General features: G+C 39.9%; 20 protein-coding genes and 1 tRNA gene. 15 read left to right on the top strand and 6 right to left on the bottom strand.

The window, feature by feature from the left end:
- Positions 1-48: 48 nt before the first annotated feature.
- From yajC to queA, 3 genes are all read right to left on the bottom strand, one after another.
- Positions 49-378, bottom strand: coding sequence for a preprotein translocase subunit YajC (yajC, locus tag TW85_RS20595; RefSeq protein ID WP_046019039.1), 330 nt, complete (start codon positions 376-378; stop codon positions 49-51).
- 71 nt (positions 379-449) lie between these two features.
- Positions 450-1,613: a tRNA guanosine(34) transglycosylase Tgt gene (gene tgt / locus TW85_RS20590; RefSeq protein ID WP_071210298.1), complete on the bottom strand. Its 1,164-nt coding sequence runs from the start codon at positions 1,611-1,613 to the stop codon at positions 450-452.
- Entirely contained in the window at positions 1,613-2,680 is a 1,068-nt protein-coding gene (queA, locus tag TW85_RS20585; RefSeq protein ID WP_046019038.1) for a tRNA preQ1(34) S-adenosylmethionine ribosyltransferase-isomerase QueA, read from the bottom strand. The genes tgt and queA overlap by 1 nt, the downstream gene beginning before the upstream one ends.
- Positions 2,681-2,912: 232 nt before the next feature.
- Between queA and TW85_RS20580 the strand changes: the two genes are divergently transcribed.
- Together TW85_RS20580 and TW85_RS20575 are read left to right on the top strand one after the other, a co-directional pair.
- Positions 2,913-2,997, top strand: a tRNA-Leu gene (locus tag TW85_RS20580).
- 395 nt (positions 2,998-3,392) lie between these two features.
- Entirely contained in the window at positions 3,393-3,593 is a 201-nt protein-coding gene (locus TW85_RS20575; protein ID WP_046019037.1) for a DUF2986 domain-containing protein, read from the top strand.
- Between the two features lie 164 nt (positions 3,594-3,757).
- On the opposite strand, the gene TW85_RS20570 is transcribed toward TW85_RS20575, so the two are convergent.
- Positions 3,758-4,717: an EamA family transporter gene (locus TW85_RS20570; RefSeq protein ID WP_046019036.1), complete on the bottom strand. Its 960-nt coding sequence runs from the start codon at positions 4,715-4,717 to the stop codon at positions 3,758-3,760.
- A gap of 191 nt (positions 4,718-4,908) precedes the next feature.
- Between TW85_RS20570 and TW85_RS20565 the strand changes: the two genes are divergently transcribed.
- The 3 genes from TW85_RS20565 (at position 4,909) to TW85_RS20555 (ending at position 8,426) form a co-directional block, all read left to right on the top strand.
- Complete coding sequence (locus TW85_RS20565; protein ID WP_046019035.1) at positions 4,909-5,418, top strand: MarR family transcriptional regulator; 510 nt, start codon at positions 4,909-4,911, stop codon at positions 5,416-5,418.
- Positions 5,419-5,582: 164 nt separating this feature from the next.
- On the top strand, positions 5,583-7,235 hold the full coding sequence (locus TW85_RS20560) for an NAD(P)/FAD-dependent oxidoreductase (RefSeq protein ID WP_046019034.1): 1,653 nt from the start codon (positions 5,583-5,585) through the stop codon (positions 7,233-7,235).
- A 147-nt stretch (positions 7,236-7,382) separates the two neighbouring features.
- Entirely contained in the window at positions 7,383-8,426 is a 1,044-nt protein-coding gene (locus TW85_RS20555; RefSeq protein WP_046019033.1) for a lipid A deacylase LpxR family protein, read from the top strand.
- 35 nt (positions 8,427-8,461) lie between these two features.
- On the opposite strand, the gene TW85_RS20550 is transcribed toward TW85_RS20555, so the two are convergent.
- Positions 8,462-8,677 (bottom strand): VF530 family protein, encoded by a 216-nt coding sequence (locus TW85_RS20550; RefSeq protein ID WP_046019032.1) that lies wholly within the window; start codon positions 8,675-8,677, stop codon positions 8,462-8,464.
- 499 nt (positions 8,678-9,176) lie between these two features.
- Here TW85_RS20550 and TW85_RS20545 point away from each other — a divergent pair, with 499 nt between their 5' ends.
- From TW85_RS20545 to TW85_RS20500, 10 genes are all read left to right on the top strand, one after another.
- The gene (locus TW85_RS20545) at positions 9,177-10,598 is read left to right on the top strand and encodes a sigma 54-interacting transcriptional regulator (protein ID WP_046019031.1); all 1,422 of its coding nucleotides are present in this window, start codon (positions 9,177-9,179) and stop codon (positions 10,596-10,598) included.
- A gap of 78 nt (positions 10,599-10,676) precedes the next feature.
- Positions 10,677-10,928 (top strand): RebB family R body protein, encoded by a 252-nt coding sequence (locus tag TW85_RS20540; protein ID WP_046019030.1) that lies wholly within the window; start codon positions 10,677-10,679, stop codon positions 10,926-10,928.
- 28 nt (positions 10,929-10,956) lie between these two features.
- Positions 10,957-11,223 carry a RebB family R body protein gene (locus TW85_RS20535; protein WP_046019029.1) on the top strand — a complete coding sequence of 89 codons (267 nt, stop codon included), beginning with the start codon at positions 10,957-10,959 and terminating at the stop codon, positions 11,221-11,223.
- Between the two features lie 54 nt (positions 11,224-11,277).
- Positions 11,278-11,544 (top strand): RebB family R body protein, encoded by a 267-nt coding sequence (locus TW85_RS20530; RefSeq protein ID WP_009833203.1) that lies wholly within the window; start codon positions 11,278-11,280, stop codon positions 11,542-11,544.
- A 42-nt stretch (positions 11,545-11,586) separates the two neighbouring features.
- Positions 11,587-11,853, top strand: a complete 267-nt coding sequence (locus TW85_RS20525) for a RebB family R body protein (RefSeq protein ID WP_046019028.1) — start codon at positions 11,587-11,589, stop codon at positions 11,851-11,853.
- A gap of 29 nt (positions 11,854-11,882) precedes the next feature.
- Positions 11,883-12,149 (top strand): RebB family R body protein, encoded by a 267-nt coding sequence (locus tag TW85_RS20520; protein ID WP_046019027.1) that lies wholly within the window; start codon positions 11,883-11,885, stop codon positions 12,147-12,149.
- A 68-nt stretch (positions 12,150-12,217) separates the two neighbouring features.
- Complete coding sequence (locus TW85_RS20515) at positions 12,218-12,499, top strand: RebB family R body protein (RefSeq protein ID WP_046019026.1); 282 nt, start codon at positions 12,218-12,220, stop codon at positions 12,497-12,499.
- Positions 12,500-12,650: 151 nt separating this feature from the next.
- Positions 12,651-12,917 carry a hypothetical protein gene (locus TW85_RS20510; RefSeq protein ID WP_046019025.1) on the top strand — a complete coding sequence of 89 codons (267 nt, stop codon included), beginning with the start codon at positions 12,651-12,653 and terminating at the stop codon, positions 12,915-12,917.
- 46 nt (positions 12,918-12,963) lie between these two features.
- Positions 12,964-13,503 carry a RebB family R body protein gene (locus tag TW85_RS20505; RefSeq protein WP_046019024.1) on the top strand — a complete coding sequence of 180 codons (540 nt, stop codon included), beginning with the start codon at positions 12,964-12,966 and terminating at the stop codon, positions 13,501-13,503.
- Between the two features lie 99 nt (positions 13,504-13,602).
- A complete protein-coding gene (locus TW85_RS20500) occupies positions 13,603-13,941 on the top strand; it encodes a hypothetical protein (RefSeq protein ID WP_046019023.1) in 339 nt (112 codons plus the stop codon).
- A gap of 74 nt (positions 13,942-14,015) precedes the next feature.
- Here TW85_RS20500 and TW85_RS20495 read toward each other — a convergent pair whose 3' ends face one another.
- Complete coding sequence (locus TW85_RS20495; protein ID WP_272947178.1) at positions 14,016-14,984, bottom strand: acyltransferase; 969 nt, start codon at positions 14,982-14,984, stop codon at positions 14,016-14,018.
- Between the last annotated feature and the right edge of the window lie 102 nt (positions 14,985-15,086).

The raw sequence follows: 15,086 nt of genomic DNA, 5'->3' as shown, positions 1-15,086 counted from the left end.
TGTAGTTAACAGAAATAAGAAAAGCGCCTTTCGGCGCTTTTCAAGTTATTAAATTGACTTCAGTGTACCTTTAGGTAGCACAGCCGCAACAGAGGCTTTTTGGAAGTTCAATTCAACACCTTCAGCTACTTCAAGAACAACATAGTTGTCATTTACTTTAGTAACTTTACCTAGCATGCCGCCATTGGTTAACACTTCAGAGCCTTTCGCTAGGGATGACATCAAGTTTTTATGTTCTTTTTGACGTTTTGCCTGTGGACGCCACATTAAAAAGTAAAAAATTAGTACAAAACCAACTAGTAGTACTAGGTTTAAAATACCTGCATCCGCTGGTGCACCAGCACCTTCTGCATGGGCAGCTGAGATCAATGAGATCATTCTTTCTGTCTCCAATGGTTATAAAATTATTATTGCATTTCTTATCTGTACATTTTCTTTAACAGCGTCAATTAAGACTCAGCTGTTTTTTCCGCGACCAAAGGCGGCGTTTCTACACCACGCTTGGCATAAAACTCATCTACAAAGGCGTCAAATCTACCTTCTTCTAACGCTAGACGCAAACCAGCCATAAGTGTTTGATAATAACGAAGATTATGAATGGTATTAAGTTGAGCACCTACCATCTCTTGGCACTTATCTAAATGATGTAGATATGACCGAGAAAAGTTTTTACAAGTGTAACAGTCACATTCTTTATCTAAAGGTGACACATCATGCCTATGTTTTGCGTTACGAATCTTGACTACACCTTCAGATGTAAACAAATGGCCATTTCGAGCATTACGAGTTGGCATCACACAGTCAAACATATCAACACCGCGACGCACACCTTCAACTAAATCTTCTGGCTTACCCACACCCATAAGGTATCTTGGCTTATCATCAGGCATTTTCGGCGTAATATAATCCAGCACCTTGGTCATTTCATGCTTAGGTTCACCAACAGATAATCCTCCAATGGCATAACCATCAAAACCTATATCAACTAGTCCCTCTAGGGACTCATCACGTAGGCTTTCATACATAGAACCTTGGATAATACCAAACAAAGCAGATGGACTGTCACCATGCTCAGTTTTAGAACGCTTGGCCCAACGTAAGCTCATACGCATAGATTCTGCAGCACGTTCTGGGGTTGCTGGATAAGGCGTACATTCATCAAAAATCATGACGATGTCGGAACCAAGATCACGCTGAACCTGCATAGAGATTTCTGGGCTCATAAATACTTTTGAGCCATTTACAGGTGATTGAAAGCTCACGCCTTCCTCTGTAATTTTACGCATAGCGCCCAAAGAGAAGACTTGGAAACCACCTGAATCCGTCAGGATTGGTTTTTTCCATTGGGTGAAATCATGTAAGTCACCGTGTGCTTTAATCACTTCAGTACCAGGACGAAGCCAAAGGTGGAATGTATTACCTAAAATAATATCTGCGCCAATTTCTTCAATATCTTTTGTCAGCATGCCTTTTACTGTGCCGTAAGTACCTACAGGCATGAAGGCAGGTGTTTCCACTTTACCTCGTGGGAAGGTTAAGGTAGCACGACGTGCTTTCCCTGAAGTAGTGGCTACTTCAAAGTCCATAAAACACTCTGGACGTTTATCTGTCATTACACATTTTCCTCATTCGCTGGCCCAGTTGCATCTGGGTTGCGGCTTATAAACATGGCATCGCCATAACTGAAAAATCGGTATTCATTATCAATTGCGCACTGATAGGCATTCATTACATGCTCATATCCAGCAAAAGCGCTAATTAACATAATGAGAGTTGACTCAGGTAAATGAAAATTCGTCACCATGGCATCAACTGTTTTAAATTCGTATCCAGGGTAAATAAAGATGCTGGTATCACCCTTCATCATCTCCAATTCACCCGATTGGCTAGCTGACTCTAGGCTTCGCATGCTGGTACTACCAACCGCAATAACTCGTCCGCCATTTGCTTTAGTTTGAGCAACCTTATCAACCACACTTTGCTCAACTTCAACATATTCAGCATGCATTTCATGCTCTTCCAGCGTTTCTACTCTTACTGGCTGAAATGTTCCCGCCCCAACATGCAAGGTAACAAAAGCTGTCTCTACCCCTTTATCTCTTAACGCATCCAGTAAAGCTTCATCAAAGTGCAAACCGGCAGTTGGAGCGGCTACAGCACCTGGCTTTTCATTATAAACAGTTTGATAACGCTCTTTATCTGAACTTTCGTCTGGACGTTCAATGTAAGGTGGCAAGGGCATATGCCCAGCTTCTTCTAATACATCCAATACAAAGTCATCAAAGCGTAATTCAAACAAGGTATCATGACGTTTGACCATCTCAGCTTGGTAGGTTTTATCTTGATCTGTCCCTAAGATAATTTTGCTACCTGGCTTAGGTGATTTGCTGCACTTAACATGTGCTAATACCTTGTGTTCATCTAAAAGGCGCTCAACTAAGATCTCTAATTTACCGCCAGACTCCTTCTGACCAAACATACGAGCCTGTATAACTCGAGTGTTATTAAAGACCATCAGGTCGCCAGGATTAACTAAACCAAGCACATCACTAAAGTCCAAATGCGACAAAGCACCTGTTGGTCCATCAAGAGAAAGCAAACGGCTAGCAGTTCGCTCAGGCATAGGATAAGTAGCAATTAAAGAGTCAGGTAAATCAAAGTGGTAGTCAGAAACACGCATTCGCAACAAGCCTAGGGAAAGTCATTTATAGAGTAAGTCAAAAAGACTCGGCATTTTATCGAAATTTGCGTTAAAAAGGTATGTTCTTAAAAGGGATTATTCGATTTTTTATTTTTGAAGTGCACATAAAAAGCCATCAAAAACAGTCTAAAACAGATATTTATTAAAAAAGCAGGTAAAAAAGGTTGACGCCCTCTTAAAAATCAACATAATACGCAGCCACAGTTTCCATGCCAGTGTGGTGGAATTGGTAGACACGACGGATTCAAAATCCGTTGCCGAAAGGCGTGGCGGTTCGAGTCCGCCTACTGGTACCATTTTATTTTTAGTGTTACGGCATTAAAAATGCATGGTTTAAAAAAGCCCTGATAACCTATCAGGGCTTTTTTTTCGTCTTGTTTTTGCTAAGGAACCTGCGAATAAGTCACCTCTTCTCAGTCTTTACAGAAAAAGCATCACACAAGGTGTTACTTTGATATAATTTAGGTACCTTATGAGAAGTGACAACACAGGATGTTACTTTTTCTGAAAGACCCGAAGGGCATGGCCTAAAAGCCCTATCTTTATGTTGAAGAGCTTATCAATAGAATAACTATTAAGTTACGCTCCTCACCATAAATCTAACGGCTTTTAACCACACGCTGAGGCGGGAAGACATATTCACAGGTTCCCTAGTGTCAGCTTTGTCATACATTTAACTAAAGGCTTTATCATGAATCGTCGTAAAAAGATTAAAAGCATCTTAACGAAGAAAGAAAAAATGGCGAACCGCCATAACAATCTAAACAAAAAGCCTAAGTACATAAGCAAAGCAGATAGAGCAAAATTAGAAGCAGAAGAAAGTTTGGCAACATCTGAATCAAGTGAAGAGTCTGTATCACCAGTTCAAGAAACAACTCAATCTGATCGCTAGCGGCTCCGCTACTGATTAAGTTCAGCTAACAGCTAAAACCTGCTTTTCTTGAATTGCAGGTTTCAGACAAGATCTAAGCTCACCTCAAAACACAATCACACCCCAAACCTCATATAAAACAACACCTTACATAATAAAGAATAAGTATACACTTTCCCCTAATTCTAAATACTCGCTTTTTGGTGTGAGCTATTAGCGTGTGAAATACTAGAAATAGCTTCCTGAGTGGCGTTAGGCTTATTTTGTTTTTGTATTGCTGGATTCAACCAACGTTGCAGCATCAATACAGAACCTAATACGATAAGAATAGCGATACTCTCACGCATAGTTAGAGCTTGTTCTAGAACGGCCCATCCAACTAAGATAGCCGTTACTGGGCTAAGCAAACTTAAAGATGAAACAGAAACAGATGACAGTTTAGCTATCCCTCTAAACCAGAGACTATAAGCTAATAAGGCGCCAAAAATAGATAGGTAACCATAACCTAGGTAGTTATTCAGAGTTAAACTTGGTAATGCCCCTTCAAAAGCAAATGCTAAAGGAAGCAGAATCAAACCACCTAGACCAAGCTGCCATCCTGTAAAGCTCAACACAGACATACCATTATTCCAACGCCTTGCTAAGTAAGTCCCAAAACCAAGGCAGACAGTACCTGCAAACGCCGCCATCAAACCAATACTATCCCACTGTGTTTGAGGCGATACAAAAAGCAAGCTCATTCCAAGTACCGAAAATACTGCCATTAGAACCACTTTAAGCTGAGGTTTTTTATGCTCAAAAAACCAAACTATTAACATCATTAACAGCGGTTGTATTGCACCTACTACTGCTGCTATTCCACCCGGCAATCGATAAGCAGCGACAAATAGTAAGGCTTGAAAAATACCGATATTAAGTCCAGATAAAAGAGTAAGCTGCAGCCATTGTTTAATGCTCAACCTCACGCGTGGAAGAAAGAAGTAGCTCCACAGAATAAGAATGATGCCGGCCGGTAGAGCCCTAATTAACGCCGCACTAAAAGGCCTATCCTGGGGTAGAAACTCACTTGCCACTAAATAGGTTGTCCCCCACATAATAGGCGCTAGTGCGGTCAACGCGATATTACCAAAAGCCTGATCCTTCATTGTTTTAATCCTCATCTATTAAAGTTATTTAAGTGTCAAAAGTATCTTGAACTTAAGATATATTTAGATTGGCAGTATTTTATCTTGACTTCAAGGTAAATTTTAGAGAAATTAGACATCAATGAATATTGCTAAATTGGACGTCTTTTTAGCCAAAAAGCTCTTCACATCTATTAAGGATTGGCACAGAAATGAATGATAAAGATACAAATAAAGGCGATGCAGTAGATGCAATTAAACGTCAATGGCAAACAGAGCGACCTGACTTAAGCCTTGATGCAATGGGGATTTTTGGCCGTTTAAAACGTTGTTCAATGTTAATGACGGATAGACTAGATAACACCTTTGCCAAGTTTGATTTAAATTATTGGGAGTTTGATGTTTTAGCGACCCTAAGGCGTTCCGGTGCACCCTATACTCTTGCACCAACTGAGCTTTTCTCAATCATGATGATAACCTCAGGCACCATGACTCACAGGATGAAACGATTAGAAGCAAGAGGCTTAATTGAAAGATTGCCAAATCCGGACGATGCTCGTAGCCAGCTTGTAAAATTGAGTCAAACTGGCTTTGACATTATCAATAAAACGGCTACTGCCCATGTTGATAATATGGAGAATATGCTCTCAGGCATGAGTGATACTCAGAAAAAAGAACTAGACTCCAAGCTCACTGAGTTACTGGCTATTTTTGAGAAATAAGCAAAGCGTCTTAATTAAAGAAACTGCGATTAATTAAGCAAGCGTTTTTTAATATGAGTCAGCTTTCCCCCATGTTAAACTCGCCCACAATTTCCATTGATCCCTTGTTTGGTTAATTTTTAAGTTAATCAAACAAACTACTACATAAGATACTCTAATCCCCTATGTTACGAATTACAGAACTTAAGCTGCCCCTAAATCACACTCAAGAAGAGTTATCTAAAGCCATTGCCTCATTCTTATCCATTGAAGAATCACAATTGGATGACTTTAGTATTTTCAAACGAGGTTATGATGCCCGCAAAAAAAAGGACATTCAGCTCGTATACCAACTGGATGTGAGCCTTGATAACAAGCTTGAATCAAATGTACTGGCTCAATTCAGTGATTCTAACGCGGTAAAAGAAACACCTGATACAAATTACTATTTTGTTGGCCAAGCAGACAGTAGCTTCCCAAGTAAAACACAACAAAGACCTATCATTATTGGTTTTGGGCCTTGCGGTATGTTATCTGCTTTATTACTTGCTCAAATGGGCCTTAAGCCTATTGTTATTGAACGTGGGCAAGATGTTAGGCAAAGAACAAAAGATACTTGGGGCCTGTGGCGTAAAGAAAAACTTAATACTGAATCTAATGTTCAATTTGGCGAAGGCGGTGCTGGAACCTTCTCTGATGGTAAGCTTTATAGTCAAGTCAAAGACAAGCGATTCTTAAGTCGAAAAGTGCTGACTGAATTTGTCAAAGCCGGTGCACCAGAAGAAATAATGTATGTTAGTAAACCCCATATTGGTACTTTTAAGCTAGTTACCATGGTGGAAAAAATGCGTGCTGAAATTAGAGAGTTAGGCGGCGAAATTCGCTTCGGTGAAAAAGTAGAGTCATTAATTCGTGAAAATACTCAGGATGGGGAAAAAGGTAAAGTAACAGGTATTAAACTCGCTTCTGGAGAAACCCTTTATTCTAGCCATATTGTTTTAGCAATTGGCCACAGTGCGAGAGATACCTTTAGTATGCTAGAAAAAGAAGGCATCTATATGGAAGCCAAGCCTTTTTCTATAGGTTATCGCATCGAGCACCCTCAATCTGTGATTGATGACGCACGATTTGGTGATAATGCAGGGCACCCTATTCTTGGTGCGGCTGACTATAAACTGGTTCATCACTGTAAGAATGGCCGAAGTGTATATAGCTTTTGTATGTGCCCAGGTGGTACAGTAGTCGCCGCAACATCAGAAGAAAACCGCGTAGTCACAAACGGCATGTCTCAATATTCGCGTAATGAGCGCAATGCGAACTCAGCCATTGTAGTCGGCATAGACCCAGAAAAAGATTATCCAGAAAGTGTTTTAGCGGGTATAGATCTACAAAGAAAATTAGAGTCTTTAGCTTATACACTAGGTGGTGAAAGTTACCATGCACCAGCACAATTAGTGGGTGATTTCTTAAAAGATACACCCTCTACAGAGTTAAGAAGTGTCGTACCTTCCTATAAACCAGGTATTAAATTAGGTGATTTAAGTAAGGCTTTACCTGATTTTGCCGTTGAAGCAATTAGAGAAGCGATCCCAGCATTTGAGCGCAAGATAAAAGGCTTCTCTATGTCTGATGCTATCTTAACCGGAGTAGAAACACGTACTTCTTCTCCCGTTTGTATCCGTCGTGATGCTAGTTATCAAAGCATGAATACCTTAGGCCTATATCCAGCGGGTGAAGGCGCAGGCTATGCAGGTGGTATTCTTTCTGCAGCAATTGACGGTATCAAGGTGGCTGAAGCAGTTGCTAAAGACTTGTTAGAATTAGAAAAAGACGCATAAATAGACTTTTATTGGGGAGGTCAATAGCGCTCTCCCCAATCAGCTAGGTTAAATTACGAGTTTCTGATATAAGTTTAGACAGGATAGCCAAGATACTGATATTCTAAAATTTAAACTGATTCAGAAAGAGCCTGCTAAGTATTATTTATGCAAGAATTTTTAACTCACTTACATAAGCAAGTTAAAGGCCTGAAGGTCAAACTCTCACTGCAAAAGTACTGTTTAATTTTATTAATTAGTAGCTTTACTCAAATCTCATCTGCCGCTGATGGCATGGTCACATTAACCTGGGAAAACGACATGTTTTCCAACAGTGACGGCCAATACACCAATGGTATTGGATTTAACTACGCCGCCCCCTTAGGTAGCCGATTCAAGCGAGAGGATACACCCGCTCCGATATTTTGGTTTATTGAAGGCAGTGATTTTGCGACTCAATCAGGTAAGCGTAGAGGCATTTCTTACCGCTTTGGCCAAGCCATGTTTACCCCTGAAGATATTACTCAAGAAAATTTAATTACAGATGATAGACCCTATGCAGGCCTTCTTATTTGGGATGCAACGCTTATCTCATTTGACGACACCGTTTCTGACCGCTGGGCTTTTAGCCTAGGTTTAGTAGGCCCTGCAACCTTTGCCGAAGATGTCCAAGCAGGTATTCATGGTGCAACAGGGTCGGATGAGCCTCTAGGCTGGGACAATCAATTAAGTAACGAACCTGTTTTTCGTATTGAAAGAGAAATCTTATTCAGAGCCTTTGAATTTGAGCTTAATCCGAGCTTCGGTATGGACTTTTTAACCTTTGCATCACTTGGTGCGGGGAATCTGAGTAGTAGTGCAGAAGCAGGAATATCAGTACGTATTGGCCATAGTTTAGATCAAACCTACCCTAATTTTTCATCATTCCCAGTACGAAGCCCCAATTATCTTGCAGGCAGATCTGCCCATTGGCAGATATTTGCTAGTCGAGCTAAATCCTACGTATTTAACGATGTCACCTTAGATGGCAATACTTTTACTGATAGCCACTCAGTTGACATTATTAATGACAGACTATTTAGCGTATTAGGTATTACTGTTGGTTTTCAATCTTGGAGCATTATGCTGTCTTATCAAGAATCCAGTAAAACGTTCAGAACTCAAGCAGAAGATTCTAGCTATGGGGCACTTAGTATTTCTGCTCTTTGGTAAAGCTCCATCAAGAATTAGGTGTGTCTATGGCTAAGCTATTGGCCAACTATTATTTCAAGGTAAAGCGCTTCAACTTTTTCTCTTGCCCAAGGCGTGCGTCTTAAAAATTTCAAACTTGATTTCACACTTGGATCCACTCTAAAACAATTAATAGGAATCCGAATCCCCATTTCGCGCCAGCCAATACTCTCTTCTAACGCAATAATCATCTGCTCTAATTTAATTCCATGAAGGGGATTATTTTGCTGCATTTTCAAACTCTTTTAAAAAAGCCAATCATACGCACTTTCCAACCTGAATACCCCATCTATTCACCCTATGTTTACTTTCTTTTGCTTACCCTTAGACAAATCATATACCTAGAGTACCGGCGAATAAGTCCCTCTCCTCAGCATGCGGACTTAATCGCAAATTCCCTAGACCTATTTAATGATCTCCAGCAAACCATCCCACTTAAAATCAGAGTTTTACTTTATTTTTCCAAAATATATAGAAAATAACTTTGCTTTTCCTCCTTATAGGATAATGTGAGTCAGGCTCACTTTTATATGATCTACTAATAAAAACTATATAAACCAAATATAACAAAAATCGATTTCAACCAGTTTTTCACTGATTCCGCCAATTTAACCGCAGCGCATATTTATACGCTGTATTAAAAATACATACCGGATAGATTTTAGCGAATTATTTTAAAACATTGATTAATTTTTTATTGATATCCGGAACTGATATCAAATGGAGTATGAGATGGACCGATTAAATATCCAAGAGTTAATAGGAAAAAATGAAAGACAAATTTTAGAGTCAATAATATATAAGAAACTTGGTGAGTCAGAGCTTAAAAAAGCAACCGTACATTTTGGTCAGGATAACTGCAATATAAATGACAACTTTGAAAACAAACATTCTTTTTATTACAACAAAAAACCAATTGGCTATATTGACTTTCATGAAACTTATTTAGAAAGCTCAAGGCTAAATGAGGTTTTTGAAAAAGTTGATTTGCTTGTAAGCCGACACATTACTAACCAAGTTTCTCGCTTTCATCTGGGTAAAGGGCAAGCTCTAATTGGCTCTAGCGATCATATTTTAGATATCGAAAACTTCATCAAACATGCTTCAAAATCTAAGCATCCAGTCATTGTTGAAGGTTATTCTGGCTGTGAAAAGCAAGCCGTCGCTAGTGCAATTCATTACAGTAGTGAAAGGCGTGAAAATGGCTTTTATGAGTTAAATTGCAGTTCTCTTAACCCTGAAAATTTTGAAGCTCAATTACTTAAATTATTAGGTAAGTTAAGTGGTGGTACGCTTTTCATCAGTGAAATTGAAAGGTTGCCACTTGCACAGCAAGGACAATTAATTCAATTACTTAGTGCAAAAAGTCAGATAGACCACTCAGCTAAAAGTCTTAATAAGACGGACATAAGGTATATTATTTCTAGTAGTCAAAATTTGGCTAACGAAGTAAAAAAAGATAGATTTTTAGAAAGTTTATTAAGGGAATTTAACTACTTAAAAATCAAGATGCCTTCTCTGAAAGATAGACGAAATGACATCCCCTATATCCTGAGCTTTCTTCTTGCTGAAAACAGTGATGGCAATAAGCATTTTACAGATCAAGCCATCTCTATTCTGAAAAATCATCACTGGCCAGAAAACTATTCTGAGTTAGAAAGAATTGGCATACGTTTAATTGTACTTAGTAAAGGTCACCATATAAGGCCTGAAGACATTAAAAACCTGGCACCGGAAGTTTTTAGTGAAGACATTGAGACAATTAACCATAAAATTCTAATTGAGAATTTATTTAATTCAGATTTCAGTCAAATTAAGAACCTTCATCAAGGTCTGTCTAAGTCTTTGGTTTATTTATCAGAAAACTATCATAAAGAGATCACTCTACAGCATCTTTCTGATTTTTCTTTCGTCAGTCCATCTCATCTATCTTATTTATTTCGTTCAAACTTAGGAAAGACTTTCAAACAGATTCTAGCCGAACTAAGAATTGAAAAAATTAAAAAGTCTTTTGCTGAAAACCCTAATAAAAAAATCACTACAAGCTCTTTGGAAGTTGGATTTGGTGATCTAAGTCATTTCGAAAAAATATTTAAAAAATACACAAAGATGACGCCTAGGGAATATAAAAAAAAATTAAAAGAGAGTTTATAACGAATATTTAGTCCGTTTACCCAAGTCTCATTTAGTTATTCAAAATATCATAGCCTTATTAAATAAAAGGACGTCACCATGAGCCAAGATGCCATTGAAGATGCAGTTGCACAGACCACCCTACTCACCATAGGGCTGACCTCATCAAATGCAGCTGCAAACTTAATCACAGCAACAAGCCAGTCCCTTGCGATTGCTGCACACAATGCTGTTGCCAACCAACAGCAGGGCAATATTACGCGACAAGCGTCTGGTACCCAGGGTCGTACTGGTATGTACACGACAAGCACAGCCGTAAATGGTGCCGTTGTAGATAATCTAACCGACTAGAAAAGTCGTCATTTCAAGGAGCAAACAAATGCCGAATCAAGTAAATGAAAACATTACAGACTCAGTTACTCAGGTAAATACCAATACCCTAGGTATGACACCTGCCACATCCATGGGCAATCTAATGCTTTCCACTAGTCAGTCTCTTGCGGTTGCCGCAATGAATCTGACAACAGGTCAGCAACAAGCGAACGTTATGTGGCAAGCAGCGACAGTTCAGGGCATCAACGCCCTTATGAATACTGGTAACGCAGTTACCGGCACAGTATCCGGTCAAATTATTGACCGTGGGTAAGCAAAACCGTCTATTCATTTCGTTTAGACACATCATTTAAAAAAGGAAATTACTATGCCAGATACAGTAAATGGAGCAATCACAGACTCAGTCACTCAGGTAAATACCAAGGTATTGGGTGATACGCCAGCAACCGCTATGGGCAATCTGATGATGCCAACAAGCCAAGCCTTGGCTGCGTCAGCGCAGAACTTAACTGCAGGACAGCAACAAGCCAATGTGATGTACCAAGCTGCAACAGTGCAAGGTATCAACGCCTTGATGAACACAGGTAATGCTGTAACAGGTGCTGTTACAGGCAACATCATCGACAAAGGTTAATTTTAACTATTTGTAAACCACTGATAAATAAGGAAATAAGTTATGCCTAGATATGTAAATGAAGCCATCACAGACTCTGTCACTCAAGTGAACACCAAGGTGTTAGGTGACACACCTGCAACTGCTATGGGCAACCTTATGCTAGCGACAAGCCAAGCATTAGGTGTTTCTGCACAGAACCTAACAACAGGTCAACAGCAAGCTAATGTGATGTGGCAAGCAGCAACTGTTCAGGGCATCAATGCTCTGATGAACACAGGTAATGCAGTGACAGGGACAGTATCAGGTCAAATTATTGACCGCGGTTAATTCACATTTTTTAAATTAAGGAGCATTCCATGCCAAATTCAGTAGATGGATCAATTACAGATTCAGTCACTCAGGTAAACACCAAGGTATTAGGTGATACCCCAGCAACCGCTATGGGTAACCTAATGATGCCAACTAGCCAAGCATTAGCCGCTGGTGCTCAAAACCTAGTGTCAGGCCAACAGCAAGCCAATGTTATGTACCAGGCAGCCACTGTTCAAGGCATTAACGCCCTAATGAACACTGGCAACGCTGTAACAGGCACAGTGACAGGCAACATTATTGACCGAGGTTAAGCTTGGTCTCGCGAATACCCTAATCAGGGTATTCGCTTTATTTTAAATCAGTTTTTAAGGATAAAACCATGCCAAATTATGTGAACGAAGCCATTACAGATTCAGTTACTCAAGTAAATACTAAAGTACTTGGTGACACCCCTGCGACAGCGATGGGCAACCTAATGCTAGCAACTAGCCAAGCACTTGCAGCTGGTGCACAAAACCTAACAACAGGGCAACAACAAGCAAATGTTATGTGGCAAGCGGCGACTGTTCAAGGCATTAACGCCTTGATGAATACAGGTAATGCCGTCACAGGTACTGTATCTGGCCAAATCATAGATAAAGGTGCTGCGCCGCGTCGCTAGACTGGCACAATAAATACACGCTGGGTTTAGCACAGCAGCTTACTTAGCGTGTATTTATCTAGCTTTGACCAGGTTGAGCTCAAACAAACAGCCAGCAAAAAATTAAATTAATAAACCGCTATTTCTTACTATTAATGACAAGGAAAACACCATGTCTAATGAAGCAACTCAAGATAAAACCCAGTCTATTGCAAGTAAATCGCTCGCTCAATCAGGTGCTTTAGCGGTACAAGATGCGGCGAATACAATGCGAGATATGAATACCTTGTTATCCACTGCCGCCGGGGTTGCACTCGCAAACTTTATTGAGTCAGGTGACCCCAAATATCTAGAAGCGCTGGATAAATTAAACTCTCAAGCAAAAGACTCTAAGAGTAATTTTATCGACCTTTACTCCAGTGTCACTGAGTCGAAATAACAGACAACTCATACGGATAATATTGTTTAGATAACAGGATTTCATCATGGATTTGTTACACACAAAAGAGGCCAAAGATCAGGCCGAACCAATGACAAATGTCAGCCCAGCGAGCGAAGAATACTCAGTTGCCATGGTTGATACCATCTTTGCAGATACTCTGTCTCGGGGTATGCAAAATGCCATTACATCACAACAGAATGCACAAATGGCATCATCAACCTCTATCACGAATGCTTGTGCAAGAATATTACAGGCAAGAGCTAGCACGCCAATAAGTGCTCCGATCCCTGAATCAACGACGGTGTCAAAAAAAGCGGCTGAATCTGTACAAGCAGTGCATGAAAAGCTAACAGCCGTGGATAACACAAACCACTTTACAGCTAATCCAGCGCAAGAGTCACCCGCTCAAGCAAAGAGTGAAGCTGCGAATTTCAATGGAATCTCAAATCAAGTTGAGCCAAAAAACATAAAAGAGGCTTTACCTAAGTTCAATAAAAAAGCCCTATTTTGGTCTCTTGGTCTTTTAGTTGCGGGATTAATTGCTTCTGGATTGTATTTATCTCTGCACCCTAATATCACTTAATTTGCAATGATATGTAGAGCCCGTGACAAAAATAATATGCCGTAAATAACGTTGAAATTTAATACCCAATATTAATCTGACATCCTTCAGGAGAGAAGTATGAGTGAATCAAACGCAAGCCCAGCTCCAGCACAAAGCCAAACCACCCAATCTCAAGATGAAAGTGATCGTTACGCAGCTAAAGACACAGATAAAGACAGAGGACGTTATGCTGAATCAGCTACCGATAACCAAACAGATGCTAACTCAGATATGCCAGAGTTAGCAGCAGATCTTAGTGCCATGGTTGAAAATATTAATGCCGACTTAAGTAGCTTATACCAGGAAATTAACCAACATATTAACGAACAGTTAGATCAGGTTAAGGAATCACGCCAAGATATACAGGCCTTGATGGAAAACCTGAGTCAACAGTTAAAAAACACCCAAAAGAAATAATATGGCCCCTTGTATATATGACTCTGCCTAGCTCATGTTCATCTTATACAAGGGTCTGTCACCTTCCTTCCAAATCAACCTATAGTCATTGAGCGTACAAGCTCTGGAATCACTTCATCTGGTTTTCTAAATTGGTTAATCTTACCCAGCAATGTATTTTTTATCGTGTCATCTGACACACTTTTAGGCACTGAAACAACATAAGAAAGTCCTGTATTATTTGGCCCTTCAACAATGTTACTAATCCATGGAAATAATGCCGGCCCCATGGTGGCAAAGTAAAATGGTCTCTCAACACCAAAATCTATGTCATAGACCCCAAAGTTAGCCCAACTTGTTAATAATAAAGAGTTCCCATATGGGTTAAGCCAATCAGGAATAAACTGAGCTATTTTATCCCGCCCTCCATGCTTTTCGATATACTCTAAGCTGGCATAATAATCTAAATGTTCGTTTTCAAAATGCTCAACCTTATGACGAATACCTTGAGCTAGTTTTACTGCTGAGTCACCAGGAATGTGGCTTATTTTGACAGTCGAAACCATGTTGCCCATTAGACTTTTATCTAATCCGGCTCGACTGCGAAAATTAATCGCCATATCCATTTCTCTTGGATATAACTGGCCTTTATGTTCAAGAGTATCTGTGAATACAGATAAGATATGAGCAGACAATGCATCATTAACAGATAAAAAACGATCTGATCTTTGTCGATAGTTTTCATGCATAGTTTTGAGTTCATCCTCACTAAAATAAAACTGAACCCACCTTTGAGCCTTCCTTTTGCATTGCATGTAGTAAATTAGCTTTATGGCTTCTACGATTCCAATTTTACGCACTGCCGCTTCATCTTGGTTGTTATTTCTTGGTAAGTGCTGAGCCAGGTACTGATGTCTATCAGGTACAATCAGAGGCGTTACAAAATGACGCCCAGCAAATTGATCCGACCAGGCTCGCATAAAGCTCATAAAAGTCTGCATATCGCCTATCGCATGATGCCAAGTTAAAGCTAGGGAACCTGCGAATAAGTCCTCCCGCCTCAGCGTGTGGATAAAAGCCGCTAGATTTATGGCGAGGAGCGCAACTTAATAGTTATTCTATTGATAAGGTTCTCAACATAAAGCTAGGGCTTTTAGACCACGCCC

Source organism: Marinomonas sp. S3726 (assembly GCF_000967665.1).
GTDB lineage: Bacteria > Pseudomonadota > Gammaproteobacteria > Pseudomonadales > Marinomonadaceae > Marinomonas.
This window is presented reverse-complemented; position numbering and strand designations above follow the sequence as displayed.